This is a genomic window from Neogemmobacter tilapiae, assembly GCF_014652215.1.
Classification (GTDB): domain Bacteria; phylum Pseudomonadota; class Alphaproteobacteria; order Rhodobacterales; family Rhodobacteraceae; genus Neogemmobacter; species Neogemmobacter tilapiae.
Genome location: NZ_BMYJ01000004.1, coordinates 127,054 through 152,540, shown reverse-complemented (window position 1 = coordinate 152,540; position 25,487 = coordinate 127,054). Strand labels below are relative to the sequence as shown.

23 protein-coding genes are annotated in these 25,487 nt (G+C 62.2%); 4 read left to right on the top strand and 19 right to left on the bottom strand.

The window, feature by feature from the left end; translation table 11 throughout:
• Positions 1-34: 34 nt before the first annotated feature.
• The 7 genes from IE095_RS07590 to IE095_RS07560 form a co-directional block, all read right to left on the bottom strand.
• Positions 35-1,003, bottom strand: a complete 969-nt coding sequence (locus IE095_RS07590; RefSeq protein WP_189411030.1) for an ABC transporter permease — start codon at positions 1,001-1,003, stop codon at positions 35-37.
• Positions 1,003-2,109, bottom strand: a complete 1,107-nt coding sequence (locus tag IE095_RS07585; protein WP_189411029.1) for an ABC transporter permease — start codon at positions 2,107-2,109, stop codon at positions 1,003-1,005. The genes IE095_RS07590 and IE095_RS07585 overlap by 1 nt, the downstream gene beginning before the upstream one ends.
• Positions 2,110-2,269: 160 nt before the next feature.
• Positions 2,270-3,832 (bottom strand): ABC transporter ATP-binding protein, encoded by a 1,563-nt coding sequence (locus tag IE095_RS07580; RefSeq protein ID WP_189411028.1) that lies wholly within the window; start codon positions 3,830-3,832, stop codon positions 2,270-2,272.
• Positions 3,832-4,827: a BMP family lipoprotein gene (locus IE095_RS07575; RefSeq protein ID WP_189411027.1), complete on the bottom strand. Its 996-nt coding sequence runs from the start codon at positions 4,825-4,827 to the stop codon at positions 3,832-3,834. Before IE095_RS07575 ends, IE095_RS07580 begins: the two co-directional genes overlap by 1 nt.
• Positions 4,828-4,993: 166 nt before the next feature.
• Entirely contained in the window at positions 4,994-5,392 is a 399-nt protein-coding gene (gene rimI, locus IE095_RS07570) for a ribosomal protein S18-alanine N-acetyltransferase (protein WP_189411026.1), read from the bottom strand.
• Positions 5,389-5,919 carry a tRNA (adenosine(37)-N6)-threonylcarbamoyltransferase complex dimerization subunit type 1 TsaB gene (tsaB, locus tag IE095_RS07565; protein ID WP_229804617.1) on the bottom strand — a complete coding sequence of 177 codons (531 nt, stop codon included), beginning with the start codon at positions 5,917-5,919 and terminating at the stop codon, positions 5,389-5,391. The genes rimI and tsaB overlap by 4 nt, the downstream gene beginning before the upstream one ends.
• A 45-nt stretch (positions 5,920-5,964) precedes the next feature.
• Positions 5,965-6,528, bottom strand: a complete 564-nt coding sequence (locus tag IE095_RS07560; protein ID WP_189411024.1) for a NifU family protein — start codon at positions 6,526-6,528, stop codon at positions 5,965-5,967.
• 160 nt (positions 6,529-6,688) lie between these two features.
• On the opposite strand from IE095_RS07560, the gene IE095_RS07555 reads away from it, so the two are divergent.
• Positions 6,689-7,657, top strand: a complete 969-nt coding sequence (locus tag IE095_RS07555) for a COG3904 family protein (RefSeq protein ID WP_189411023.1) — start codon at positions 6,689-6,691, stop codon at positions 7,655-7,657.
• A gap of 51 nt (positions 7,658-7,708) precedes the next feature.
• Here IE095_RS07555 and IE095_RS07550 read toward each other — a convergent pair whose 3' ends face one another.
• The 9 genes from IE095_RS07550 to IE095_RS07510 all read right to left on the bottom strand — a co-directional run bounded on the left by IE095_RS07550 (position 7,709) and on the right by IE095_RS07510 (position 19,755).
• A complete protein-coding gene (locus tag IE095_RS07550) occupies positions 7,709-9,202 on the bottom strand; it encodes a 1-acyl-sn-glycerol-3-phosphate acyltransferase (RefSeq protein WP_194570775.1) in 1,494 nt (497 codons plus the stop codon).
• 326 nt (positions 9,203-9,528) lie between these two features.
• The gene (locus IE095_RS07545; RefSeq protein WP_189411022.1) at positions 9,529-10,314 is read right to left on the bottom strand and encodes a 3'(2'),5'-bisphosphate nucleotidase CysQ; all 786 of its coding nucleotides are present in this window, start codon (positions 10,312-10,314) and stop codon (positions 9,529-9,531) included.
• Positions 10,301-11,641, bottom strand: coding sequence for a TldD/PmbA family protein (locus tag IE095_RS07540; RefSeq protein ID WP_189411021.1), 1,341 nt, complete (start codon positions 11,639-11,641; stop codon positions 10,301-10,303). Before IE095_RS07540 ends, IE095_RS07545 begins: the two co-directional genes overlap by 14 nt.
• Before the next feature lie 55 nt (positions 11,642-11,696).
• Complete coding sequence (locus IE095_RS07535; RefSeq protein ID WP_189411020.1) at positions 11,697-12,101, bottom strand: hypothetical protein; 405 nt, start codon at positions 12,099-12,101, stop codon at positions 11,697-11,699.
• A 9-nt stretch (positions 12,102-12,110) separates the two neighbouring features.
• Positions 12,111-13,820, bottom strand: a complete 1,710-nt coding sequence (locus tag IE095_RS07530; RefSeq protein WP_229804615.1) for a hypothetical protein — start codon at positions 13,818-13,820, stop codon at positions 12,111-12,113.
• 113 nt (positions 13,821-13,933) lie between these two features.
• Entirely contained in the window at positions 13,934-15,406 is a 1,473-nt protein-coding gene (locus tag IE095_RS07525) for a DUF2125 domain-containing protein (RefSeq protein WP_189411018.1), read from the bottom strand.
• A 199-nt stretch (positions 15,407-15,605) separates the two neighbouring features.
• Positions 15,606-17,948: a DEAD/DEAH box helicase gene (locus IE095_RS07520; RefSeq protein ID WP_189411017.1), complete on the bottom strand. Its 2,343-nt coding sequence runs from the start codon at positions 17,946-17,948 to the stop codon at positions 15,606-15,608.
• Between the two features lie 156 nt (positions 17,949-18,104).
• The gene (locus IE095_RS07515; protein ID WP_189411016.1) at positions 18,105-18,869 is read right to left on the bottom strand and encodes a molybdopterin-dependent oxidoreductase; all 765 of its coding nucleotides are present in this window, start codon (positions 18,867-18,869) and stop codon (positions 18,105-18,107) included.
• The gene (locus tag IE095_RS07510; protein ID WP_229804614.1) at positions 18,862-19,755 is read right to left on the bottom strand and encodes a cytochrome b/b6 domain-containing protein; all 894 of its coding nucleotides are present in this window, start codon (positions 19,753-19,755) and stop codon (positions 18,862-18,864) included. Before IE095_RS07510 ends, IE095_RS07515 begins: the two co-directional genes overlap by 8 nt.
• A 39-nt stretch (positions 19,756-19,794) precedes the next feature.
• Between IE095_RS07510 and IE095_RS07505 the strand changes: the two genes are divergently transcribed.
• The 3 genes from IE095_RS07505 to IE095_RS07495 all read left to right on the top strand — a co-directional run bounded on the left by IE095_RS07505 (position 19,795) and on the right by IE095_RS07495 (position 22,498).
• Complete coding sequence (locus tag IE095_RS07505; protein ID WP_189411015.1) at positions 19,795-20,253, top strand: heme-degrading domain-containing protein; 459 nt, start codon at positions 19,795-19,797, stop codon at positions 20,251-20,253.
• Positions 20,254-20,315: 62 nt separating this feature from the next.
• Positions 20,316-21,218 (top strand): acetyl-CoA carboxylase, carboxyltransferase subunit beta, encoded by a 903-nt coding sequence (gene accD / locus IE095_RS07500; RefSeq protein ID WP_189411014.1) that lies wholly within the window; start codon positions 20,316-20,318, stop codon positions 21,216-21,218.
• The gene (locus tag IE095_RS07495) at positions 21,215-22,498 is read left to right on the top strand and encodes a bifunctional folylpolyglutamate synthase/dihydrofolate synthase (protein WP_229804613.1); all 1,284 of its coding nucleotides are present in this window, start codon (positions 21,215-21,217) and stop codon (positions 22,496-22,498) included. The genes accD and IE095_RS07495 overlap by 4 nt, the downstream gene beginning before the upstream one ends.
• Here IE095_RS07495 and IE095_RS07490 read toward each other — a convergent pair.
• From IE095_RS07490 to IE095_RS07480, 3 genes are all read right to left on the bottom strand, one after another.
• Positions 22,495-23,496: a calcium-binding protein gene (locus tag IE095_RS07490; protein WP_189411013.1), complete on the bottom strand. Its 1,002-nt coding sequence runs from the start codon at positions 23,494-23,496 to the stop codon at positions 22,495-22,497. The two genes, IE095_RS07495 and IE095_RS07490, sit on opposite strands and share 4 nt — an antisense overlap.
• Before the next feature lie 83 nt (positions 23,497-23,579).
• Positions 23,580-24,068, bottom strand: a complete 489-nt coding sequence (locus tag IE095_RS07485) for an RNA pyrophosphohydrolase (protein WP_373295403.1) — start codon at positions 24,066-24,068, stop codon at positions 23,580-23,582.
• Between the two features lie 54 nt (positions 24,069-24,122).
• The gene (locus IE095_RS07480; RefSeq protein ID WP_189411011.1) at positions 24,123-25,487 is read right to left on the bottom strand and encodes a S41 family peptidase; all 1,365 of its coding nucleotides are present in this window, start codon (positions 25,485-25,487) and stop codon (positions 24,123-24,125) included.

The following is a 25,487-nucleotide window of genomic DNA, read 5'->3' as shown; positions in this document are numbered from 1 at the left end:
TGCGGCGACGGCCCCTGTTGGAATTGGCTAGGCTCTAGCGCTCCTTGACGTAGGGTTCGCCGCCCGCCCTTGGCGGGATGGCCTTGCCGATGAATCCGGCCAGTACGACGACCGTCAGGATATAGGGCAAAGCATCAAGGAAGGGCACGGGCACCTTCATGCCGACCAGACCTTCGACAACATCGGTGCGCGTCGCCAAGGCCTGAAAAAAGCCAAACAACAGACAGGCCCAAAGCGCCGCCACCGGCCGCCATTTGGCAAAGATCAGCGCGGCCAAGGCGATATAACCCCGTCCGGCCGTCATTTCCTTGCCAAAGCCTGCTTGCAGCGCCGTCGCCATATAGGCCCCGGCGATGCCGCACAGAACCCCGGTGATCGCCACAGCGGCCCAACGCAGGCCTTTGACGGAAACGCCCGCCGTATCGACCGCCGCCGGGTTTTCCCCCACCGCCCGCAGGCGAAGGCCGAACCTTGTGCGGAACAGAACCCACCATGTCAGCGGCACCAAGGCCAAAGCCGCATAAACAAGGATCGAATGGCCCGACAAAACCTCAAAATAGAACGGTCCGATCAGGGGCACGTCCTTGACCGCCTCGGCGAAAGGTAGGGTGATGGGGTTGAAACGAGCATCGCCCGACAGCGGAGGGGTGCGCCCGCCCTGTCCGAACAGACTTTGCGCGACCAGAACCGTGACGCCCGAGGCCACAAAGTTCAGCGCCACACCGGAAATCAACTGATTGCCGCGAAAGGTGATCGAGGCCAGACCATGCACGGCACCCAGCAGCAAGGACGCAAGGATTCCCGCGCCAAGCCCCGCCCACGCCGAACCCGTGACGGCGGCGACGGCACCCGACGCCATGGCGGCCATCAGCATCTTGCCTTCCAGACCGATGTCGAAAATCCCGGCGCGTTCGGAATAAAGCCCGGCAAGGCAGGCCAGAAGCAAAGGTGTGGCCAGCCGCAGGGTGGAATCGAGGATCTGGATCAGGGTTGCATAATCCATCACACCGCCCCCTGTGCTGCCGGTCGGCCCCGGAACAGGGCGAAGACACGAGTCAGGATCATCCGCACCATCATATCCAAAGCGCCGGTGAAAAGGATCACCAGACCCTGCACGACGATCCGCATTTCAATGGGAATCGAGGTCCACAGACCAAGCTCCGCCCCGCCTTGATACAGAAAGCCAAACAACAGCGCCGCCAGCAGCACACCGACCGGATGGTTGCGGCCCATCAGCGCCACCGCGATGCCAATGAAACCGGCCCCTTCGGCGGCGTTCTGCACCAGACGTTCGCTTTCGCCCATCACGTTGTTGATCGCCATCATCCCCGCCAGTCCGCCAGAGATCAGCATCGAGACCATGATGATCTTGGTCGGGTTGATCCCGGCATAGCGCGCCGCCGGTTCCGATTTGCCAAAGGCGCGGATTTCATAACCCAGCCGAGTGCGCCACAGCAGCATCCAGACGGCCCAAGCCGCGGCGAGGGCGACGAAAAGGGTGACGTTGGCGGGCACATCCTTGGGGAACAGCAGGTTCAGGCCGGGGATATGGTTCAGCGTCGGTAGGTTGGTGCCTTCGGGGAAACGCGCCGTGGCCGGATCCATCTGGCCTGCCGGACGCAGCACATCGACCAGCATGTAAACCAGCAACGAGGCGGCGATGTAGTTGAACATGATTGTGGTAATCACGATATGGCTGCCGCGTTTCGCTTGCAGATAGGCCGGGATGGCGGCCCAAGCCGCGCCAAAAGCCGCCCCGCCCAAGGCAGCCGCCAGCAGGGCGACCGACCAATGCGGCCAAGGCAGGGCCAGACAGACCAAGGCGACTCCCAAGCCGCCCAGTTGCGCCTGCCCCTCGCCGCCAATGTTGAACATGCTGGCGTGGAAGGCAACGGTCACGGCCAGCCCGGTAAAGATAAAGCTGGTGGTGTAATAAAGCGTATAGCCCCAGCCATAAGAGGACAGCAAAGCCCCCTCGACCATGACTTTGAACGCCTCGGTCGGGCTTTGGCCGATGACCAGCAGAACGATGGCGGCGACGATGGCGGCCAGCAGCAGGCTGACAAAGGGCACAAGGGCGACATCGGCCCAGCGGGGAAGCTTGTCCATCAGACGGCCCTTCCGAAAAATTGCAAAAGGCCCCCCACCCCATCCCTCCCCACGGGGAGGAGGGGGGCGCGATGAACCGATGTTTCAAGCGATGAGGTTGGCCGATAAGATGCGCCCCCTCCCCGTGGGGAGGGGATGGGGGTGGGGGTTGCGACGCCGATCATCCCGTCATCCCCGCCATGAGCAACCCCAGTTCCCGTTCGTTGGTGATCTCAGGGTCGCGTTCGCCCATCACTTGGCCGTCGAACATCACCAGAATGCGGTCGGACAGGCTCATGATTTCGTCCAGTTCCACCGAGACCAGCAGGATCGCCTTGCCCGCATCGCGCAGTGCCACGATCTGCTTGTGGATGAATTCAATCGCCCCGATGTCTACACCGCGCGTCGGCTGGCCGATCAGCAGCAGGTCCGGCCCGCTTTCGATTTCCCGCGCCACGACGATCTTTTGCTGGTTGCCGCCGCTGAAACTTTTCGCGGCCAAGCTGGCAATCGGCGGGCGCACGTCATAGGCCGCCATTTGCTTGTCAGTTTCGGCCCGCACGGCGGCATTGTCCATCAACACTGCGCCCGCGCCATATTGCGGGCGGTGGTGATAGCCAAAGGCCATGTTTTCCCAAGCGGCGAAATCCATGATCAGGCCCAGCGCCTGCCGGTCTTCGGGGATATGGCCGATCCCGGCCTCGCGCCGCGCGCGGCCATTCGCGCCTTTGCCGGTCAGGGGCAGGGCCTCACCTTTCAGAGTAACGGCACCCGTCGCCTTGGTGATGCCGCCCAACGCGGCCAGCAATTCCGACTGGCCATTGCCCGCCACGCCCGCGATGCCCAGAATTTCCCCGGCGCGGATTTGCAGGGAAACGCCCTTCAGGCGTTCTACCTTATGTTCATCGACCACCCGCAGGTTCTGCACATCCAGCACGACAGCGCCCGGCGTCGCCGGTTTCTTTTCGACTTCCAACAGAACCTTGCGGCCCACCATCAGTTCGGCCAAGGCCTCGGGGCTTGTCTCTGCCGTCTTCACCGTGCCCACCATCGTGCCGCGCCGCATGACCGACACGTTGTCCGTCGCCTCCATGATCTCGCGCAGTTTGTGCGTGATCAGGATCACCGTTTTCCCCTGATCGCGCAGGCCTTTCAGGATGCGGAACAGGTGGTCGGCCTCGTCCGGGGTCAGAACCCCGGTGGGTTCGTCCAGAATCAGAATATCCGCCTGCCGATACAGGGCTTTGAGGATTTCCACCCGTTGCTGGTGGCCGACCGACAGATCTTCGATCAAGGCATCCGGATTCACGTCGAGTTCATAGTCACGGCTAAGCCGTTGCAGTTCCGCCCGCGCCTTGGCCAGCGAGGTGTTCAGCAAAGCCCCCTCTTCCGCGCCCAGCACGACGTTTTCCAGAACGGTAAAGTTCTGCACCAGCTTGAAATGCTGGAAAACCATGCCGATCCCGGCCCGGATCGCGCTTTGGCTGTCGGGGATGGGCGTCAAACGCCCCCCAATAAAAATCTCGCCCGCGTCAGCCCTGTAGAAACCATAGAGGATCGACATCAGCGTCGATTTTCCGGCCCCGTTTTCGCCGATGATCCCATGGATCGTGCCCTTGGGCACCGCGATGTTGATGTCCTTGTTCGCCTGAACCGGACCAAAGGCCTTGGAAATGCCTTTCAGTTCAATCGCAAAGGGGGCGGCCGTTGCCGGCCGCCCCGTCATTTCCACGCCTTGCGCCATCAGAAGGTCGCGGCAGGGCAGGTGTTGTCGGCCATATAGTCATGCACCGCGATTTCGCCCGACTTGATTTTCTCGGCGGCGGCATCGACCGTGGCTTTCATCTCATCGGTCACCAGCGGCGCGTTGTTTTCGTCCAGCGCATAGCCCACGCCGTCGTTCGCCAGACCCATCACATTGATGCCCGGCTTCAGATCGGTGCCTTCCTTGAAGGCCTCATAGACCGCATTGTCCACGCGTTTCAGCATCGAGGTCAGAACCTTGCCCGGATGCATGTAGTTCTGGTTGCTGTCCACGCCGATCGACAGGATGCCTTCGTCTGCCGCCGCTTGCAGGACGCCAACGCCCGTGCCACCGGCTGCCGCATAAATCACGTCTGCGCCTTGGGCTTTCTGGCCCTTGGTCAGTTCCGCACCCTTCACCGGGTCATTCCAAGCCGCAGGCGTCGTGCCGGTCATGTTCAGCACAATGGTTGCATCCGGGTTCACCGCTTTCACGCCTTGCGCATAGCCGCAGCCGAATTTGCGGATCAGCGGAATGTCCATCCCGCCAATGAAGCCGACCGTGCCGGTTTTCGAGGCAAGGCCCGCCATCATGCCGACCAGATACGACCCTTCATGTTCGTTGAAGACCACCGATTTCACGTTCGGCTGATCGACGACCATGTCGATGATCGCAAATTTGGTGTCCGGAAAGTCGGGGGCAACCTGGTTCAGCACGTCGCCAAAGGCAAAGCCGGTCATGACAACGGGGTTGGCCCCCGATTCCGCCAGACGACGCAGGGCCTGTTCGCGCTGCGCTTCGGACTGCATTTCCAGTTCCTTGAACGTGCCGCCGGTTTCCGAGGCCCATTTCGACGCGCCGTTAAAGGCCGCTTCGTTGAAGGATTTGTCGAACTTGCCGCCCAGATCGAAGATGATCGCAGGCTCGGCGCTGGCAAGGCCTGCGGTCAGGGCGGTCACGGCGCTGGCGCAGAACAGGGTTTTCATCAGGGTCATCGGACTCTCCCGGTCGGATTGTTGATTTTGGCCGGTTGGATCAGACTCATCCCCCCGGATTGATCTGACCTTGGGCGGGAACCATTGGGCCGGTCAAGGGGCTTGACGGGGGCACATGCCGCAAAATTGGACTGGATGGTCAGATTTTCGCTGATGCTGCTGCTTTTTACAGCGGGCGCGACAGCAAAAGCGCGTCTTCGACACCGGCGTAATAGCGTTTGCGGCACCCGGTTTGGGTGAAACCGGCCTTGGCGTAAAGTTGCCTCGCGGGGGCATTACCCTCGGCCACCTCAAGAAAAGCGGTGACAGCCCCCTTTTGGCGGGCGGTTTGCAGGAATTGGCCGACAAGACGCTGGCCCTTGCCTTGACCTTGGGCCAGAGGGGCGACGGCGAGGGTCAGCAACTCGGCTTCGTCCAGAATGACGCGGCCCAGAATAAAGGCATCGGCGTCGGTCAGCAGAAAGGTGGTGGGGTCGGTCAGAAAACTGGCAAAGGTCTTGGCCGTCCACGGCGGGGGGCGGGTGAAACATTGCGCGTGGATCAGGGCCAAGGCTTCGGGCGTCACGGCAGGATCACGGGCGGCGGATCGGCGGGCGGCGCGGCATCGGCGGGGCGGATATACAGCGGCGCGGGGCGCGGTTGCGGGTGGTGGCCACGCATAGCCGCGATCTGGGCAATGCGGGTGATCTGTTCGGCAAGGGGCAAGTCATGCAGCCAAAGGCCAGTCAAAGCGGGATCAGTGGCGACCAGTTCCGGGCCCGCGTCGGAATTCTGGACATAGGCCATGTTCCGGGGGGCGGTGATCAGGGCTGTGGCCTGCGGTTGATCATGGCGAAGAACATCAAAACCGCTGACGCCAATGGCGGGAATGTTCAGGCCAAGGGCCATGCCCCGCGCCGCAGCCACGCCGATGCGGATACCGGTGAAATTGCCGGGTCCGATGGCCACGCCCAAGGCGGTGAGGTCTTGCAGTGTGACATCGTGGCGCGCCAAAAGGTCTTGGATCAGCGGCATCAGCCGTTCAGCCTGCCCCTTTTCCATCGGCTCTATTGTGGTTTCGATCCGGCCCATGTCTGGCCAGAACAGGGCCACCGCGCAATAAGGGCCAGAAGTGTCAAAGGCGAGGATCACCAAGGATCAGGCGGCGACGGGCCGCACTTCCAACACTTCGGGAATATAGTGCCGCAGCAGGTTTTCGATGCCCATCTTCAGCGTCAGCGTGCTGGACGGGCAACCCGCGCAAGCGCCCTGCATGTGCAGGTAAACAACGCCCCGGTCAAAGCCATGAAAGGTGATGTCGCCGCCATCTTGCGCCACGGCGGGGCGAACCCGCGTGTCCAGCAATTCCTTAATCTGGGTGACGATCTCGGCATCCTCGCCCGTGAATTCCTTGTGGCCGCTGGGGGCCGGGCCTTCGCCCGAAATCACCGGCTGGCCCGATTGGAAATGTTCCATGATCGCGCCAAGGATCGCGGGCTTGATATGATCCCAAGCCAGCGTGTCGTGCTTGGTCACGGTCACGAAATCATTGCCAAAGAAGACGCCTGCGACGGCACCCGTGTTAAAGATGCGCTGCGCCAAGGGCGATTTCGTCGCCGATTCCGAATTCGGAAAATCGGCCGTGCCCAGTTCCAGCACGGTCTGCCCCGGCAGGAATTTCAGGGTCGCAGGGTTCGGCGTGGATTCGGTCTGGATGAACATGGGCGCGCTCCGGGTTCGGGACTTCGGATATGCGCCTTGGCCGGGGGGAAGTCAAGATTTGGAACTATTCTAAAACGCTCACGCTTTGACAACTCTGGCCGCGTAGGCAAACATACGAAAGGAGTTGGCTTGAGGTGACATGGTGCTCTTGTTCAGGAACTTGGCATTGCTTCTGGCAATACTGTTGCCCCAGACCGTGCAGGCAGAACTTGTGACCAAATACGACCCCGTGATCTACGATCCCGAAGTACCAGAGATCGTCGCAATAGTCGGGACGATTGATGCCCGCACGCCGCTCAATTTCAGTCGTGCGCTTGAGGAAATGCCACGAGCAACCGAGGTCATTCTTGCTAGCGACGGTGGATCAGTCTTACCGGCCTTGACCATCGCGCGCGAGATTGACCGGCTCAAGCTGAACACTACCATACTCCCGGATACTGGATGCTACTCGGCTTGCGCCTTCCTGTTTTTCGCGGGGAATGAGCGGGCGTCATCCGGCGAGTTGGGTGTTCATCAGATCAGCAGCGACAGCGGCGACTTGGAAAGCGGTCAACTGGCCCTCTCGGACATGATGGATGTTCTTTCGGACTATAACGTTCCGGATGATGTTATTGTCGATATGCTTCGTACGCCGCCGGAAGAAATGCACATCTACACTCCAGAGCAGCTTGCTACATTGGGGATCATTGGCACTTCATCATCGCGGGTTGCAAAGCCTACTACGCCCACCGCCGACATGAGTAAAAAAGATCTGGCAGCCGCTTTTGTTCAAGATTTCAATCGCCTTTGGTCTTTACCGAACGCACAAGCAGTTGATACGCTCGCCGAAAAATACGCTCTAACGGTGAATTACTACGGCAAGTCATTGACCAATTTTGCGGTTATCGAAGATAAGCGCGCTTTTGCAGAACGTTGGCCGTTGCGCGAGTATTTGATCGAACCCGGATCAACAGCAATTAATTGCGATGAACTGACTTGTCGCGTCGAGACGATTGTCGCTTGGCAAACCAGCGCGCCGGAGAGGGGTGCAAGATCCCGAGGACGCGCACTTCAAAGTTTGACTTTGGTTTGGAATGGTTCTGGGTTTCGGATCTCCGTAGAAGATGGCACGGTTCTGGAACGACAATAATCAACTCATAACGTGGCCACCCCGTGGGAACCAACCCTCGCCCTATCGCGTTCACTCTGCAACCGGCCCCAGCGGGCCATTCACAGTTTGAACGAGGTTCCCATGAAAGGCATCGCCGCTTGGCTGATCGGCATTCCGATTCCCATCATCATCCTGCTTTATCTGGTCGACGTTTTCTGACCCCCTGACCTTTCCCAAGGTTTCCTGCCTCTGCCTGACCCCTGCCGCATAGAAATGCAGCAGGGGTTTTTTCGTGTCGGGCACCGACAGGCGGTCACCCTTTTCGACCACGATCTTGCGCAGGATCAGGCGGCGGAGGGCCTTGTTCGCCAGAGCCTCGGTCGCGGGATCCGGGGCTTGCAACGCGGCCATAATGTCTTGCACAGCCTGCAAAATTTGCGGTCGCGTTTGTGCGCCCTGCACCAAGGCGGCAGCGACCAAGGGCACCGGCAACAGCGGCACCACCGCGCCGATCCGTTCCATCAGCGCCTCGGCCAGCGCCTGCGGATCATCGCCCACCCGCATGCGGAATTCGGCCAAGGACAGCGCGGGGCCAAAGGCCACCCCGGCCCGACCAAAGCCGGGAAAGCGGCGCCAGATCACCTGCCACAGGCTGCGCAGAGCAAAGCCCAGCATCGCCAAGGGGCGGATACGGAAATGCCGATCCCCGGCGGGCCGGTCGCCCTGCCCTTTTGCGGCGGCCCCGGTCAGAACCCGATCCTCCAGCACGCGGTCATAGGCGATGCCGACGGGGATAAAGACCACATCGCCGCCGTTTTCGGCCTGCCCCGCCAGCAGATAGTTCAACAGGCCCAGCTTGGCGCGGCCCACTCGACCATCCAGCGAAAGCCCGCCTTCGGGGAACATCGCCTGCGTGGCTCCTTCCGCCGCGCTGATCTGGACATAGCGGGCGAGAACCCGACGATAAAGCGCGTTGCGCCCGCCGCGCCGGATGAAATAGCCACCCATCGCGCGGAACAGCCAAGACAAGGGCCAAACCCGTGCCCATTCGCCGACGGCATAGGACAGGCTGGACTGGCCCGCGACCAGCCAAGTGACAAGGACATAGTCCATATTGGAACGGTGGTTCATCACGAAAACGACGGTGGCCTTGGGATCGACGCCTTCCAGCGCCTGATCGACGCGTTCGGCGTGGATGTCATAGAAGAGGCGGCTGAGGCGGCGGGCAAGGCCGACAGCGAAACCGAAATAGACCAGCGCGGAAAAGCCGGGGACGATTTCGCGGGCGTAAGCGCGGGCCTCTTCCACCGCGACCAGCAGGGGAATGCCCTTTTCGGCGGCATGGTCGGTGACGACCTGCATGACCTTTGGGTCATGGACAAGGCGAACGATCATGTCGTTGCGATCCAGCAGACGCAGGGGCTGGATCGGGCGTTTCAGGCGGGCGTTGAGGTTGGCCAGAAAGCGTTCCGCGCGGGCGCGAAAGAACCAGCGGACAGAGGGGACAAGGGCGAGGCGAAGAAGGGATAGGGCCGCGAAGGCGGCGAGAGGAAGGAAGAGCCAGAGGGGCAGCGTGACGGTCATTTGGAAAGGTTAAAGGGAAGCATCACGGCAGGAAACCCCCAGCATCAAGGCTTGAAAACCAGACCGTCAGGCGAAGCGACGCTGGCTGGCCCTGCCTCGACGAAACCGACAGCAGTCCAGACCGGGTTCATCAGGCCGGGCGCAGGCCGATCCCTGCCGCCGTGCCATTTCCATCGTCAATCCGACAGCCGCCCGATTTGACCAGAACCAGACCTCGCCGCACAAAAAACTGATCCGGAACACGCACCACCTATCCGGTTCATCGCCATAAAATATTTATCAACCGCTGCCAGCCAACACAGGCGGGGGGTGCCTGGCCCCCGGGATCACATGGCGCGACCCAGATGCCTTGCAACAATCTCGGACTGCAAAGCCCGCGTCGCGCTGACAACAACACCATCGGCGCGCGGATCGGGCCGGTTAAAAACCAGCGCGCCCCCTTTCGCATCGCTCACACTGGCCCCCGCCCTTTCGGCAATCAGGCTGGCCGCTGCAATGTCCCACTCCCAGGCCGGGCGAAACGTCAGCATCGCGTCATAGCGCCCTTCCCCAATCAGGCACAGTCGATAGGCAAGACTGGCACGAAAGCTGCGCTTGAAATCTGGCACCCCCCCCGGCCAGTGTTCCAGCGCCATACCGGCCCCGGTCGTCAGCAACCGCGCGCCGTCAGCCTGAACCTGCGCGCTGGGTTGCATCGGCTGCCCATTCACCGTCGCCGCCGACTGGGCATCCGCCGCATAGGTCCGCGCTTTGGCGGGCATATGCACGACCCCGGCCATCACCCGACCGCCATCGACCACCGCCAAGGCATGGGCAAAGTTCTCTTCTCCCGCCAGAAAGGCGCGTGTGCCGTCAATCGGGTCCAGCACGAATTGCCGCCGGGTGGCCAGCCGCGCCGGATCATCCGCATCTTCCTCGGACAGCCAGCCATAGTCGGGCCGCGCGCGGCGCAGGGTTTCGCGCAGGGCGGCGTTCACCGCCAGATCGGCCTCAGACACGGGCCCCAGCCCCGGCTTTTCCCAGAACTTCGGTTCCGCCCGCCAAAAGCGCATGGCGATGCGCCCCGCCTGTTCGGCGGCCTCCAGCAGCAGGGCAAGATCAGCTTCCGGCAAGGGTCATCCCTTCAACCAACAGGCTGGGCACGCGGGTGGACAGATGCGCACGGGCATCATTGGCGGCGGTGAGGCGCAACAGGAAATCCTTTAGATTGCCCGCCACGGTGCATTCGTTCACCGGATAGGCAATCTCGCCGTTCTCGACCCAAAAACCACTGGCCCCACGCGAATAGTCGCCCGTGTTGGGGTTGACCGTCGAGCCAATCAGCGACGTGATCAGCAACCCCGTGCCCATGTCGCGGATCAAGTCGGCGCGGGTGGCGCTGCCCGGCGAAAGATCAATATTCGATGTGGCGGGGGCGGGGGGCGAAGAGGTGCCGCGCACCGCATTGGCGGTGCTGGCCATGCCCAGCTTGCGCCCCGTCGCAAGGTCCAAGGTCCAGCCTTGCAGGATGCCATCCTCGACGATCACCCGCCGCGCCGTGGCCAACCCCTCACCGTCAAAGGGGCGGCTGGCCCCAACCCGCACTCGGCGCGGATCTTCGATCACCGACATCCCCTTGGGCAGAACTTGCTGGCCCAGCGCGCCCAGCAGCCAGCTGGAACCGCGTGCAATGGCGCTGCCATTGGCGGCGGACAGCAGATGCCCGATCAGCGTGCTGGCCACCCGTTCATCGAACAACACCGGATAAGCCCCCGTCGCCGGTTTCCGCGCGCCCAGCCGCGCCTTGGCCCGTTCGATAGCCAGCGCCCCAATGCTGTCGGCCCCCGGCAGATCGCCCTGACAAACCCGCGTCTCGCCCGACCAATCCCGCTCCATCCCCGTGCCGGTGCCCACGAAAGCCACCGCCGAGATAGAACGCGACGTCCGGGCATAGCCGCCGTCAAAGCCATTCGTCGCCGCCATATGCAGCGCCTGCCGCGCATAATGCCCCGAGGCTTCGACCTGCACCGCGCCCCCGGTCATCGCCGCCGCCTCAGCCGCCCGCGCATCCGCTTCCAATGCCGCCGCATCGGGTTCGGCGCTGTTGTCGCACAGATCCAGCGTTGCAATATCCCAGTCTTTGGCCAACTGCCCCGCATCGGCCAGCCCGGTATAGGGATCGACCGGCGCTTCTTGTGCCATTGCGACCGCGCGTTCCGCCATTTCGGCGATGGTCCGACCCGAGGTGTCCGAGGCCGACACAATGGCCGAACGCCCGCCGATGATCACCCGCAGGCCCAGATCTGTCGCCTCGGACCGTTCCGCCTGTTCCAAAGCGCCGCGCCGGATGTCAATCGACAGCGCCGTGGCCGACACCGCCAAAGCATCGGCGGAATCGGCCCCCGCCATTTTCGCGGCATCGAGCAAAGCATGGGTCAGGTCTTGCAAACGGTCGGTCATCATCGGCCCCTTTTTGTTGTCCCTGACCTAAGCCCCAAGACCCCGGCTGGCAAGGTCAGCCCAGCGCCGCGAGCATCCCATCGCGGTGAACATCCAGCAAGGATTGAAGCGCGAAAACGCGGACCTCGTCAAAATGCCCCTCGTCCCCCTCGACCGTCACCGCCCCGGCAATATCGCCATCGACACCCAAGGGCAGGTTCAAGACCGACCCCGCGGCCATCGAGACAAAGGGCACCAGCCCATCAAATTCCCATGGCGCATTTGCCATGAAGGCATCGCCTTCGATCATCACTTGCAGGCTCCAGCGGTTTTCCGGCATCGGCATCACCGCCGGAAAGGGCAGCAGGCTTTCATCCGAAGACCAGACCAGATGCACTTGGCCCCCTGCCCGGTCAAAGCGCAGCACAGACACAACCCGCCCGCCCATATCGGCCCGCAAGGCCCGGAAAATACCTTCCATCGCCATCCCCTAGCGCATCAACATCCCGTTGAGATAGACCCGCCCCTCGCGCAGTTCGACTTCTGAAGTCATATGGTCCCCCTCGCCCGCCGATTTGGCGAACATCATCAGGCCCATCCGCGCGCCCATCAGTTCGTCACTGGAAAGGAAGCCGCCCTGTTCCAGCTTGTCGAACAGCCCGTTGATGCCCAAAAGGTCAAAGCTGAACTTGCCATCGCCCTTGGGGATATCGCTGGTAGTCATCACTTCGGAATAGTCGAGGTCGGCCGCCCCCGTTCCGGTGACCTTGACCCCAAGGCCCGACAACAGCAGCGTCGTCAGTTTGACGGCGTTCAGCTCCACGGGCATGTCGCCCTTGTCGACGTCATATCGGTCCAGCTCGGCCAAAGGCGCACGCAGGGTGATGATGTTGTCCATCGCAAAGTCGATGTTGATCGGATCCCGGGGGAAGAGTTTCGCCGCATCCAGAAGATCCCAGATCGGATCAGAAAGCGTCAGGCCAACGGTTTTATAGCCGATTTGGAAAGGGGCCGGTTCATCGACCGTATTGACCGGAAACAGCAGCGAAAACCCGGCTTCGGCTGCTTGCAAGGCAACTGTCTCACCCAGATCACCCATATTCCCCTGGAAGGCGGCCCCTGCAAGTTGGGCCGACATATCCAAGGCCGTATCGTCGATGGCTAGTTTCGCGCCGCTTGTCTTGATTTCAAAATCGGCCAGCGGTGTTTCTTTCGGCCCGACCGACAGCAGCAGGTCGCGCAGCGCCAGATCAACGCCCATCGACACGCCGGGAGGGAAGGAACCGTCCTGCCGTTCCAATTCATCCAGCGCCTCCAAGGGCGCAGCCATCTGCACCTGATAATCCGCACCACCGACCGCGATCATCACTGGATCCTGTTCGGGATCTTCGGTCTGATGGTCGAGGGCTAGGGAAAGACCCTTGGCCGATTGGTCCAGCGAAAAGCCCTTGGGGCCCATGCCCAGTTCAAAACCCACAGCCCCCAGACCCACCGTCGCGATGGTCGTTTCGACGGGTGTTTCCTCGGCAAAACTCGCCTGCCCCCCTGCCGCGCTGAAGGACATATCCATCACCAGACCCGCCGCAATCGCCTCGGCGGCGGTCTGCCCGGAGGGCATTGCTGCCTGAGGAATGTTATATTGCGCTTCCAAGGCCAGATCGGACAGCATCAGCCGGAAATTATGCGTCGAAGGCCCGGTCGTGGCGGATTGGGCAACCTCCACCTGGTCCAGATTGGCGGCAAATTCGTCGGTGCCCGCCTGAGGCGCGAAATGGCCTGTCGCATTGGAGATGGACAGCACAAAACTATCACCCGCGACCGGCGCGCCCGCCAGTTCGGTCAGGGCCATCACCATTTTGGGTGTGCTGAAATCATAGCGCAGCGCCGTCACATCGTCGCCCGTGATGGTGGAAACCTGATCCGGCATGTCCACGCGAAAGGCGGCGCGGGTATAGGACGCGCCATCGAACATCCATTCGTCCAATTCGACAAGTGCCCCGTCTGGTCCGCGCAGTTCAAGGCCCTTGGCGGTTTCGGTCAGCAGCAGAACCGGCGCTTCGATCCGGACTCCGCCACCCTGAACCACCACATCCTGAACCCGCAGACCCTTGGCCTGCGGCTCGGCCCGGCCGGTCGCCCCGGTCGTCGCCTGCAAATGCGCCCAGTATTCCGCCGCCGTTATCTGGGCCACGGCGGGCATCGCAGAAAGGCATGTGGTGATTGTCAGAAGGGCCAGCCGCATCCTACGCTCCAATTCTCAAAACAAAGGCCGCCCGGTCGCCCGGACGGCCCCTTCATCAACCGCAGTGCGAATTATTGCAACTGCATCCCGTTCACGAACAGCCCGCCGTCCTTGAATTCGACTTCGGACACCAAGGTATCCTCGCCTTCACCCGGCTGGGCGAACATGCCCATCATCATCCGTGCGGCCATCAGCTGATCCTCGGGGATCAGGCCCATCGCCGCCACTTTGTCCAACAGCGCGTTCACGCCCGTCGCGTTGAAGCTGAATTTACCTTCCATCGCAGGCATGCCCGACGGGCCCATCTGCATCATGTCCACGGTGGTGCTGCCCGAACCATTCAGCTCGGCCCCCAGCAGTTTCAGCTGCAACTGGGTCAGATCGACCGAGTTCGGCAGGGCGGGCGGTGCGCCGCTGGCCATCGCTTCCTCATCCAGCAGGCTTGCCATGACGGTCAGCGTGCCTTTCAAGTCAAGAATGGCGGTGATCGGGTCGCGCGGCAGATTGGCCGCCGGGTCGATCATGCCCCAGATATCGTCCGAGATGGTCAGATCGACCAGTTTCACCAGCATCGAGGCATCTTGCGGAGCCTCGGCCGGGGCGACCGGAATCACGACGCCAAAGGCGAGTTCCGCCAGACCCAGCTTGACCTCGGGCACGGGAATGGTGCTGGCCGACATCGACAGATCGACGCCCTTATAGCCTGCCGAATAGGCCATCTGGGTGGCATCCATCTTGATCGCGAAATCGCCGCTGCCAATGACGCCCTTGCCCGAGCCGGTGTCTGCACCATCGGCAAAATCAAAGGCGAAATCGGTGGCCCCGATGGTATAGCCAAAGTCCATCGCCATCCCGGCGGCCAGTGCGGCCGGAAGGTCTTCCATGCTGGTGCCATCGGCAGCCATGGTCATCGTGCCCTTGCCCGCCAGACCCGCCATGTTGGCGGTCATATTGAACATGCCGCTGCCGCCCGGTTCGGCGACTTTGACGTTCATTGCCATCTTTTCGGCGTTGATGTCCGAGGTGGTGGTGTCACCCGCCACGACATAGCTGCCCGTTGCGTTGGTCACGGTAAAGGTGATGTCATTGCCGGTATCGGCGGCGGTTTCACCGGCCACGCTGACGACAGTGATCTTGCCCTCGGGCATGTTCAGGGCAAAGCTGGTCTCTTCAACCGTGCCGCTGGCGACCGAGGTCATCGCGGGGGCAGCGAATTCGACAACGACGGCCTCATCGCCGCTGATTTCGATCGTGACCGGTTCGGGAAGGGTCACTTCGACGGTTTCATCACCAAGATCCGTCAGAACGACCTTGGGCATGGTGATGGTGGCTTCGGCACCCTCCTGGGTGCTGGTAAACACAGCGCCCGTGACAACCAACGCATCGCCTTCGGTCGCCTGAGAACCGACCGTGACGGTCTGGCCGGTCTTTTCCGCCTGATCCGCCCATTTCTGCCAGACTTCTTCGGGGGTAATCGCAAAGGCTGCTTGACCCATCGTCAGGGCCAGAACAGCCGTCGAACCGGCCAATGTCCATTTCTGCATAACGAAACCTTCCTGCTTTAATATGATGCCCCAGCATCGGATGATTGCCGGGCGCGGTCAACGGATTCCCGGCGGCTGGCCCTAGGTAGCAACGAAGGCGGTGCGGGAAAAGGCAGGAATTTGTGACCTTGGGCCGTTTGGCCCCTGTCGTGGCGTCAGTGGGAAGTGGCGCGCCCCTTGGCAGGGCGCGCAAAAGGGTCTAGCCCTTCGGTTTTTTCGGCGGCGTAAAGCGGCGCGAGGTGTCGCTGGCATTGGCCGCTGGGCGCGGGGCGCGGGCGGGTTTGCCGGGAGCCGCGCCGGCCGATTTGGCGCGGAAAGGCTTGGCCTCCGAGGTCGAGGCCCCGGCGCGCGGTTTGCCAGCATAGGGTTTGGCCCCGTCAGCCTTGGCCCCATGCGATTTGAACCCTTCGGTGCGCGGCTTGGCCGGGCGTTCCGAACGTTCGGCGCGATCACCGCCAAAGCTGGCCCGAGGCGCCGACCCGCCTTCGGCCTTGTGCGACTTGAACCCGGTCGCCCGCCCTTCGCCCGCCGGGCCGCCATGCGAACGGAAACCGGTGGATTTGTAGGGGGCCTTGGCCGGCCGTTCGGCACGGTCGCCATAGGCGGGCTTGTCGCCACGCGGCGTATAGGGTTTCGCCGGACGCTCGCCGCGTTCGGCATAGGGTTTGGCGGCCCGCTCGGCATAGGCCGGTTTGTCCCCACGCGGGGCCGAGGGCCGTTCAGCGCGCGGCGCCGGAGCGACATCATCCTCGACATAGCGCGAGGGTTTCGGCTGATAGGCGGGTTTCGGACGTTCCGCACGTTCCGGGCGCGTATCGGGACGCGGCGCGCGATCCGCCCATTCGGAACCACGCGGCGCATGATCCGGCGCTTCGCTGCGCGGCGCGCGCGGCGCGGTGCTGCGCGGGGCACGCGGGGCCGGACGTTCGGCCCGCGGGCTGCGCTCTGGCCGGTCCAGCGAGGGTTCGCCCGCCATGCGGGACAATGTCACGCCATTTTCCAGCACGGTGCCGTCGATGATCTTGTCGGCGACCGCCGCCGCGATCTGCACAAAACTTTCGTCTTGCTGCACGCGGATCGCACCGATCTCGTTCTTCGTAATCCCACCCGCATCGCAGATTTTCGGCAGCAGCCACCGCGCCTCGGCCCGCCCCGTATGGCCCACCGACAGGCGGAACCAAACCGAAGGCCCAAAGGCCGCCCGTTCGCGCGGCGCGCTGGGTGCGGCCGGTGCCGCAATCTCGTCGATCACTTCGGGCGCTGAACGCCCATCGCGCCAGATCTTGACCAAGGCGCCGGCCACCTGTTCCGCACCAAAGCGTTCGATCAACCGCGCGCCCATCGCCAGATGCTCGCTCACATCCGCCGCAAAGGACGGGTCGGCCAACAGCCGTTCATCGTCCAAAGCGCTGATATCATCCGCATTCGGCGGATTGCCCCATTCGGCGACGACCTTTGCCCCTTGCAACAGCCGATGCGCCTTGCGGAATTCGGCGGGCGTCACGATCAGCGCCGAAACACCCTTTTGCCCCGCCCGTCCCGTCCGACCCGACCGGTGCAGCAGGGTTTCGCTGTTCGAGGGCAGGTCCGCATGGATCACCAGATCCAGCCCCGGCAAATCGATCCCCCGCGCCGCCACGTCTGTTGCAATACAAACCCGCGCCCGCCCGTCGCGCAGCGCTTGCAAGGCGTGCATCCGCTCGCCCTGCGTCAATTCCCCCGACAGCGCCACAACCTTGAAACCCCGGTTCGTCATCCGCGCGAACAGATGGTTCACCGCCGCCCGCGTCTTTGCGAACACGATCGCGGTCCGCGCCTCGTAATAGCGCAAGGTGTTGAAAATCGCATGTTCCTTGTCGCGCACCGCGACCGACAGGCCCCGGTATTCGATATCCCCATGCTGCCGCGCCTCGCCCTGCGCCTGCACCCGCACCGCATTGCGCTGATAGGTTTTCGCCAAAGCCTCGATATCCTTTGGCACCGTTGCCGAAAACATCAGCGTCCGCCGCTCTTCCGGCGCTTGCGACAGGATGAATTCCAGATCTTCCTGGAACCCCATGTCCAGCATCTCATCCGCCTCGTCCAAGGCCACCGCCCGCAAGGCCGACAAGTCCAGCGACCGCCGCTCGATATGGTCCCGCAGACGCCCCGGCGTCCCCACGACGATATGCGCCCCCCGCTCCAGCGCCCGCTTTTCGGTGCGATAGTCCATCCCGCCCACACAGGTCGCAATCTGCGCCCCGGCGGGGCCATACAGCCACGACAATTCCGCCGCCACCTGCTGCGCCAGTTCCCGCGTCGGCGCGATGATCAGCGCCAAGGGCACATCCGCGAACAGCAGTTTGTCCTGCCCCGCCAGAATTTCCGGCGCAATCGCCAGCCCGAAGGCCACGGTCTTGCCCGAACCCGTCTGGGCCGAAACCAGCAGGTCACGCCCCACCAGCCCTTCTTCCAGAACGGCGGTCTGCACCGATGTCAGTTTCTCATAGCCTTTGGCGGCCAAAGCCGCAGCCAGCGGCGCGGCGATTGCGTCGAAGCTCATTCGCGATTTCCCTAGGGCGGATCATTCCGCCGGATGATGCCAGTATCGGCGGGCACCATCGCTTCGCTCAGGCAGGGCCTCCCTGCCCCGCCCCCGGAATCTGTGGGGCCATTTGCGCCGCATAACGGAAAACCCACGGCTTGTATAGGCCCGCGCCTAAATTCCCGCATACCATTGATAGCCTCGGTCGGCCCAATAGCTGCCCTGACCCTGCCCCAGCAGCCCCAGCGTGTCGGTCAATTCGATACTGTGGATGTATTTCGCCATCTTGTAACCCAACTGCCGTTCCAGCCGCAGCCGCAGGGGCGCGCCGTTGGCGATGGGCAAGGCCTTGTTGTTCATCTCCCAGGCCAGCAGGGTTTGCGGATGCCAGGCGTCCATCAGGTCGATGGATTCGTAATAGGCCACTTCGCCCGACAGGCTGCGCTCGGCCACGTCAAAGCAGTGAAACACCGCATAGCGCGCCGCCAGTCGCGGCATGGCCTGTTCCAGCACCAGCCCCAAGGGCGTGCCGCGCCATTTCGCAATACAGGACCAGCCCTCGACACAGTCATGCCGGGTGATCTGCGTCCGGTCGGGCATCTGCCGCAGATCGGCCAGCGACAGCGACAGGGGGCGATCCACCAGCCCCGTCACCCGCAGCCGATAGTCGCGAAAACCCCCGTCCCGCAGCGCCAGATATTCCGCCGTTTCGGGGTTGGTCGAACCGTTCGGGCGCTGCCCCTGCCGGATGTCCGCCTCGGTATATTCCGGGGCCAAAGCATCCCCGATCAGCCCGCGTTGCGCCAGATGGGTCAGCCCTTCGGACGCCCCAAAGACCGGGCGAAACAAGCTGTCGGGCTTGCCTGCCCCATCCAGAATTTCGCAGCCAGAAAGGGCAAAAGCCGTCGCCCCCAGCAGGAATTTGCGGCGATCATTCATGATGTTCCCCTTTGGCGTCAGTGCGATACCAACCCGTCACAATCGACCGCAGTTCATTGATCGGCCCCGCCAGCAGAATCATCGCGATATGGATGATGAAAAATACGACCAAGCCCAGCATGATCAGAAAATGCAGCGTCCGCGCCGTCTGCCGCCCACCGAACAGGTCCAAAAGCCAAGGGGCCGCAGCGTTGAAACCGGGGCTGAGGCATAGGCCAGTCAGGATCATGCCGGGCAAGGCCACAAACAGCACCAAGGCATAGGTCAGCTTTTGCAGTGGGCCGTATTTGACGCTGTGGTGAAAGCGAAAGCGCAGGTGGTCCCACAGATCGGCAGGCAGACGGCGCAAGTCGCTAAGGCTGGGCCACAGATGGCGCAGATGGCCGTTCAAGGCACTGAAGATCAACCAAGCCGCCAGACTGATCACCAGACCCCAAGCGAACAGGAAGTGGACCGAACGGCCCAAGGCAAGGCTTTGATAGGAAGGGACCGTCAAAGCCGCCGGAAAGGCCCGAAATTCGCCGGGCTTCAGACCGGGGATGCTTTCACCCGAAAGGCCCAGATAGCCGGTGGTGTCAAAGCTTTGGCCAAAGACCCGCGTGATACCCCGCCATTCGCCCTGGACCTGTTCGGCCCCGATGCTGAACACGGCATTGTCATAGTCAAAACCCGATTCCTGCCCGATGTGCAGGCTGGGAAAGGCGTTAAAGATTTGCAGGCCCGACAGCAGCAGAAAGAACAGGCTGATGGCCCAACCCCAATGGGTCAGCCGTGTCGCAAGGCTATGGCGGCGGACAAGCGGGCCTTTGGGCATGGCATCCTCGGAACTTGTGATGCCGATGATACGGACGGCGCGGCCCGAAAGTTTCCGGTTGCCATGAAACATGCCAAAGGGCAGGACAGGGAAAACCGCAGGGGAAAGACCATGGACATCGCGACGCTGGAAGCACAGGAGGAACGGCTGGTTTTCGCGGGCTTTGATGAGGCCGTGGCCCTGCGTCTGGGGCAAAAGCTGGTGGAACTGGGGCTTTCCCGCGCACATCCCATCGTCATCACCATCCGCACCCCTGACCGCACCCTGTTTCATGCGGCCCTGCCGGGGGCAAAGCCCTTGAACGACAAATGGGCCTTGCGCAAAAGCAACACGACCCTGCTGTTTCATGAGGCCTCTTATCTTGTCGGCAGCCGGATGCGCGAAAAGGGCGGCAATCTGGCCGTGCATGGTTGCGACAGTGAAACCTATTCGGAATCGGGCGGCAGTTTCCCCATCCGCGTGCAAGGCACCGGCATGATCGGGGCCGTCACCGTATCCGGCTTGCCGCAGCACGATGATCATGCCTTGGTGGTCGAGGCGATCGGCGCCCTGCTCTTCCCGCCTGCGTGATTGCAATTCGGCCCGTCCCGGCTTATTTCCCTGTGGCGTAACAGACCAAAGGCCCTGCCCGCATGAACTGGATTTCCAACTACGTCCGGCCCAAGATCAACTCGCTCTTCTCGCGCCGGGAAGTGCCGGAAAACCTTTGGACCAAATGCCCCGAATGCGGGACCATGCTGTTCCACCGCGAACTGGCCGACAATCAGAACGTCTGCACCCATTGCGACCACCATATGACGATCAGCCCACGTGACCGCTTTGCCGCGATGTTCGACGGGGGCATTTTCGCCGAGATCAAGGTGCCGGAACCACCGCTCGACCCGCTGCATTTCCGCGATCAGAAGAAATACACCGACCGTCTGAAAGCCGCGCAAAAATCCAGCGGCGAAAAAGACGCGATGCTGGTGGCCGAGGGGGAAATCTGGCGCACGCCGATTGTCGCCGCCTGTCAGGATTTCAGCTTTATGGCAGGGTCAATGGGCCAATATGTCGGCAACGCCTTTGTGGCGGGGGCCGAACGGGCGCTAAAGGCAAAACGTCCTTTTGTGATTTTCACCGCCAGCGGTGGGGCGCGGATGCAAGAGGGTATTCTAAGCCTGATGCAGATGCCGCGGACAACCGTCGCCATCCAGATGCTGCGTGAGGCGGGGCTGCCCTATATCGTGGTCTTGACCCATCCGACGACGGGGGGGGTTACGGCGTCCTATGCGATGCTGGGCGATGTGCAGATTGCCGAACCCAACGCGCAGATCGGCTTTGCCGGGGCGCGGGTGATTGAACAGACGATCCGCGAAAAGCTGCCCGAAGGGTTCCAGCGGGCGGAATATCTGCTGGATCATGGGATGCTGGACCGGGTGACGCATAGGAAGGCGCTGAAGGATGAATTGGCAACGCTGGTGCGGATGCTGACGGGCCAGCCGCCTGCGGTGAAGGGCGACCTGCCCGCGCCGGTGGAGGCTGCCCCCGCGCCATGAGCGACGCCATAAAGCAAGGGTCAGATGCCGTTCTGGAACGGATGATGACCCTGCATCCGAAAATCATCGACCTGACGCTGGACCGAATGCACCGCATTCTGGCGGCTTTGGGCCATCCAGAACGCGCCTTGCCGCCGGTGGTGCATGTGGCGGGGACGAATGGCAAAGGTTCAACCCAAGCGATGATCCGCGCGGGAATGGAGGCGGCGGGGAAATCGGTTCACGCCTATACCTCACCCCATCTGGCGCGGTTCCATGAACGGATCCGGCTGGCCGGGGAACTGATCAGCGAACCGGCGCTGACAGCGCTGCTGGATGAATGCGTGACGGCGAATGGGCCGGACGAGATCACCTTTTTCGAAATCACGACAGCGGCGGCCTTTCTGGCCTTTTCGCGGGTTCCGGCGGATTATACGCTGCTGGAGGTGGGCCTTGGCGGGCGGCTGGATGCGACGAATGTGGTGGATCGGCCCGCGCTGACGATCATCACGCCCGTCAGTCTGGACCATCAGCAGTATCTGGGCGAGACGGTTCGGGAAATCGCTGGCGAAAAGGCGGGGATTCTCAAGCGGGGCGTGCCCTGCGTGGTGGGGCCGCAAAGCGATGAAGGCTTGGCCGCGATTGAATCGCGGGCGGAACGGTTGGGGGCACCCTTGCTGGTTTACGGGCAGCACTGGCAAGTGGCCGAGGATCGCGGGCGGCTGGTGTTTCAGGATGAAAACGGGCTTCTGGACCTGCCCTTGCCGAACCTGCCGGGGCCGCATCAGGTGCAGAACGCCGGGGCCGCGATCATGGCTTTGCGGCATCTGGGCTTTGACGAAACGGCCTGCGAGGCGGCCGTGACCCGCGCCTTCTGGCCCGCACGGATGCAGCGTTTGCGGCAGGGGCCTTTGGTGGATGCCGCGCCGCAGGTCGAGCTGTGGCTGGATGGCGGGCACAATCCGGCCGGGGGCGAGGCGATTGCGGCAACCTTGGCACGGATGCCGAAACGCGAGACGTTTGCGATTTGCGGGATGCTGAACACCAAGGACGTGACCGGCTATATGCGGCCCTTGGCACCCCATCTGGCGGGGCTGACGGCGGTGTCGATCCCCGGCGAAAAGAACACCCTACCCGCCGAAGCAACCCGCGAAGCGGCGCTGGCGGCGGGGATTGTGGCGGATACGGCAGACAGCGTAGCGGATGCCTTGCAGGCCATCGCCGCCCGCAACCCTGGCGCCCGCGTGCTGATATGCGGCTCACTCTATCTGGCGGGATCAGTGCTGCGCGAGAACGGCTAAAGCATAAAATCTGCCGAAGTCAGCACCGTCACACCCATCACCCAGAAATTCATCTCGGCGGCGGCATCGCCATCGGTGTCAACGTGAACAAGGATGTTCCCGGCACTGGAAACTTCATAGCGGATTTCGCCCTTGGCCGAGGTGAAAGGCCCCGTGTCACGGAACAGAAAGGCATCGTTCTTGGCGGTCGCCGCAATCGCATCCAGCGCCCGCAAGTCGATCTTGTCATGCAAGGGCGTACCGCCCGCAGCAAACCCGTAGATTCGATCCACCACACCATTGCGCATTCCGACCCCGCTGTCGCCCATCGACAGAAAACGAACAATATCGCTGGATTGAATGCTTTCGGTCAGGCTCAACGCATCCCCGCCTACCCCGCCGATCAGTGTATCGCGCCCGGCCCCCGCCAAGAGCTGGTCGTCCCCGCCACGTCCCACCAAAAAATCGTTGCCTTCGTTGCCCGAAAGAACATTGTCGCCCCTGGTCCCAGAAAGCGTGTCATGCCCGTTGCCGCCGCCAGCACCTTCGAAACCGACAATCACATCGGTTCCGAACGGGCCAAGATTCTGGGCAGTCCGGATTTGCAGGTCGAATTTGACACCCGTGATATTGGTCCCGCTGGGAAGGTCAGAGTCGTGCAAGATATAGAAGGAAATGAAATCACGCCCCGCACCACCGTCGTAAAAGTCGTTGCCGAACCCCGCGTCCAGACTGTCATCGCTGTCCCCCAGATAGACGCGGTCCCGCCCCTTGCTGTCGTAAACAAGGTCCATCGTCGCCGAGCCATAGACCGTGTCATTGCCGAGACCGGAATAGACCTGCGTGTTCACAGCGTTAGGGTTGGCATCGCGCAAATCGATCCAATCATTCCCCGCATAGGTGAAGATGGCAAAATTGTAGACCGTGTTCTGATAGGGCACATACACAACGTCATCTTCCGCCCCGTCTTCTTCGCCGGGGTTAAAAAACGCCGTTCCCACAAGTTCGACAAAGGCCATGATGACAATCCTTTCTACAAATGAATGTCGAAAAGGATGCCACAAACTGGAAACCTGTCAAAAGGAATCGAAGCGGACCCAATTTACGCCAACCACGCCCTGAACGACCGGATCACTTCCTCATAGACCGCCCGCTTGAACGGCACGATGGCGGCCAGCATCTCGTCGGCGCTGATCCATTTCCATTCGGCAAATTCAGGATGTTCCGTCGCAATCTGAATCTGATCATCCTGCCCGTTGAACCGATACAGAAACCATTTCTGCTTTTGCCCGCGATATTTGCCGCCCCAGACCTTGCCCAGCAGTTCCGGCGGCAGGTCGTATTTCACCCAGCCATGCACCTTGCCCAGCTTTTCGACCAGATCGGCGGTCACGCCCGTTTCTTCCCACAATTCCCGCAGCGCCGCCTGACCCGGCTTTTCGCCCTCATCAATCCCGCCCTGCGGCATTTGCCAAGCCTCGGGCGCGCCGTCGATCCGCCTTCCGGCAAAGATCAGGCCCTCGGCGTTGATCAACATCACCCCCACGCAGGGGCGATAGGGCAAGTTCGCGGCTTTATCGGTCATCGTCATTCCATCGAAAAAGGGCGGCCCCATCGGGCCGCCCGGTCACCCCGCCTGCCCCGATCAGGGGGCGGGCACTTCATTCACATTGATGGCCGACAGACCCTTCAGAATATCCACCGCATAGGCCAGCTGATAATCCTCTTCCCGCAGCGCGGCCGATTGTTCGGCCTTGGCGCGTTCTTCTTCCAAAAGGCGCTTTTCCTCGTCCGTCATCGAATCGTTCGACAGGGCATCCCGCAGATCGCCTTCGAACTGTTCCCGCGTCGCCGCCGATTCTGGCTTGGCCTCCTCGCCTTCCACCTTGGGTTCGGGAATTGGCTGTTTCACCACAATATCCGGCGCCACACCCAAAGCCTGAATCGAACGCCCCGACGGCGTATAATAGCGCGCTGTTGTCAGCCGCATCGCCCCCGCATCGCGCAGCGGAATGACGGTCTGAACCGAGCCTTTGCCGAATGACCGCGTCCCCACCACGATGGCCCGACCGTGGTCCTGCAAAGCCCCTGCCACGATTTCCGAGGCCGAGGCCGAGCCGCCGTTGATCAACACCACCACCGGCTTGCCTTCCGCCAGATCGCCCGGCGTGGCGTTATAGCGTTCGCCGTCCCGCGGGTTGCGGCCCCGGGTCGAAACGATCTCACCCTTGTCCAGGAAACCGTCCGACACCATGATCGCTTGGGTCAAAAGACCACCGGGGTTGTTGCGCAGGTCAAGCACGATGCCGCTGACCTTGTCCATGCCCCCAATTTCCTCGACACGCTTCTTGAACTGCTCTTCGACGCCCGAATAGGTCTGGTCGTTGAAGGTCGTGATCCGCAACACCACCGCGCTGCCCACCGTCCGTCCGCGCACGGCGGTCAGTTTGATCGTGTCGCGAATGATCGACACATCGAACGGGTCCGGCGTGCCCTCGCGCACGATGGTCACGATGATTTCGGAACCAATCTCGCCCCGCATCTTTTCGACAACTTCATCCAGTTGCAGGCCCAGCACCGATTCACCATCAACATGGGTGATGTAATCGCCCGCCAGAATCCCCGCCTTGGCCGCCGGGGTTTCATCCATCGGCGAGACGACTTTCACAAAGCCCTCTTCCTGCGTCACCTCGATGCCAAGGCCACCGAATTCGCCCTTCGTCTCAACCTGCATATCCTCAAAATCTTCGGGCGGCAGATAGCTGGAATGCGGGTCCAGCGAGGTCAGCATGCCGTTGATCGCCGCCTCGACCAAGTCCTTGGTCTCCACTTCCTCGACATATTGCGCGCGGATGCGTTCAAAGATGTCGCCAAACAGATCCAGCTGTTCATAGACGGTGGTGTTCCGTGCCGTCACCGTCTCTTGCGCCAAAAGCGGCCCGGCCACTTGCGTCGTGGCCAGCACACCGGCGACCGTTCCGGCCAAACCGGCCATCACGAATTTCTTCAT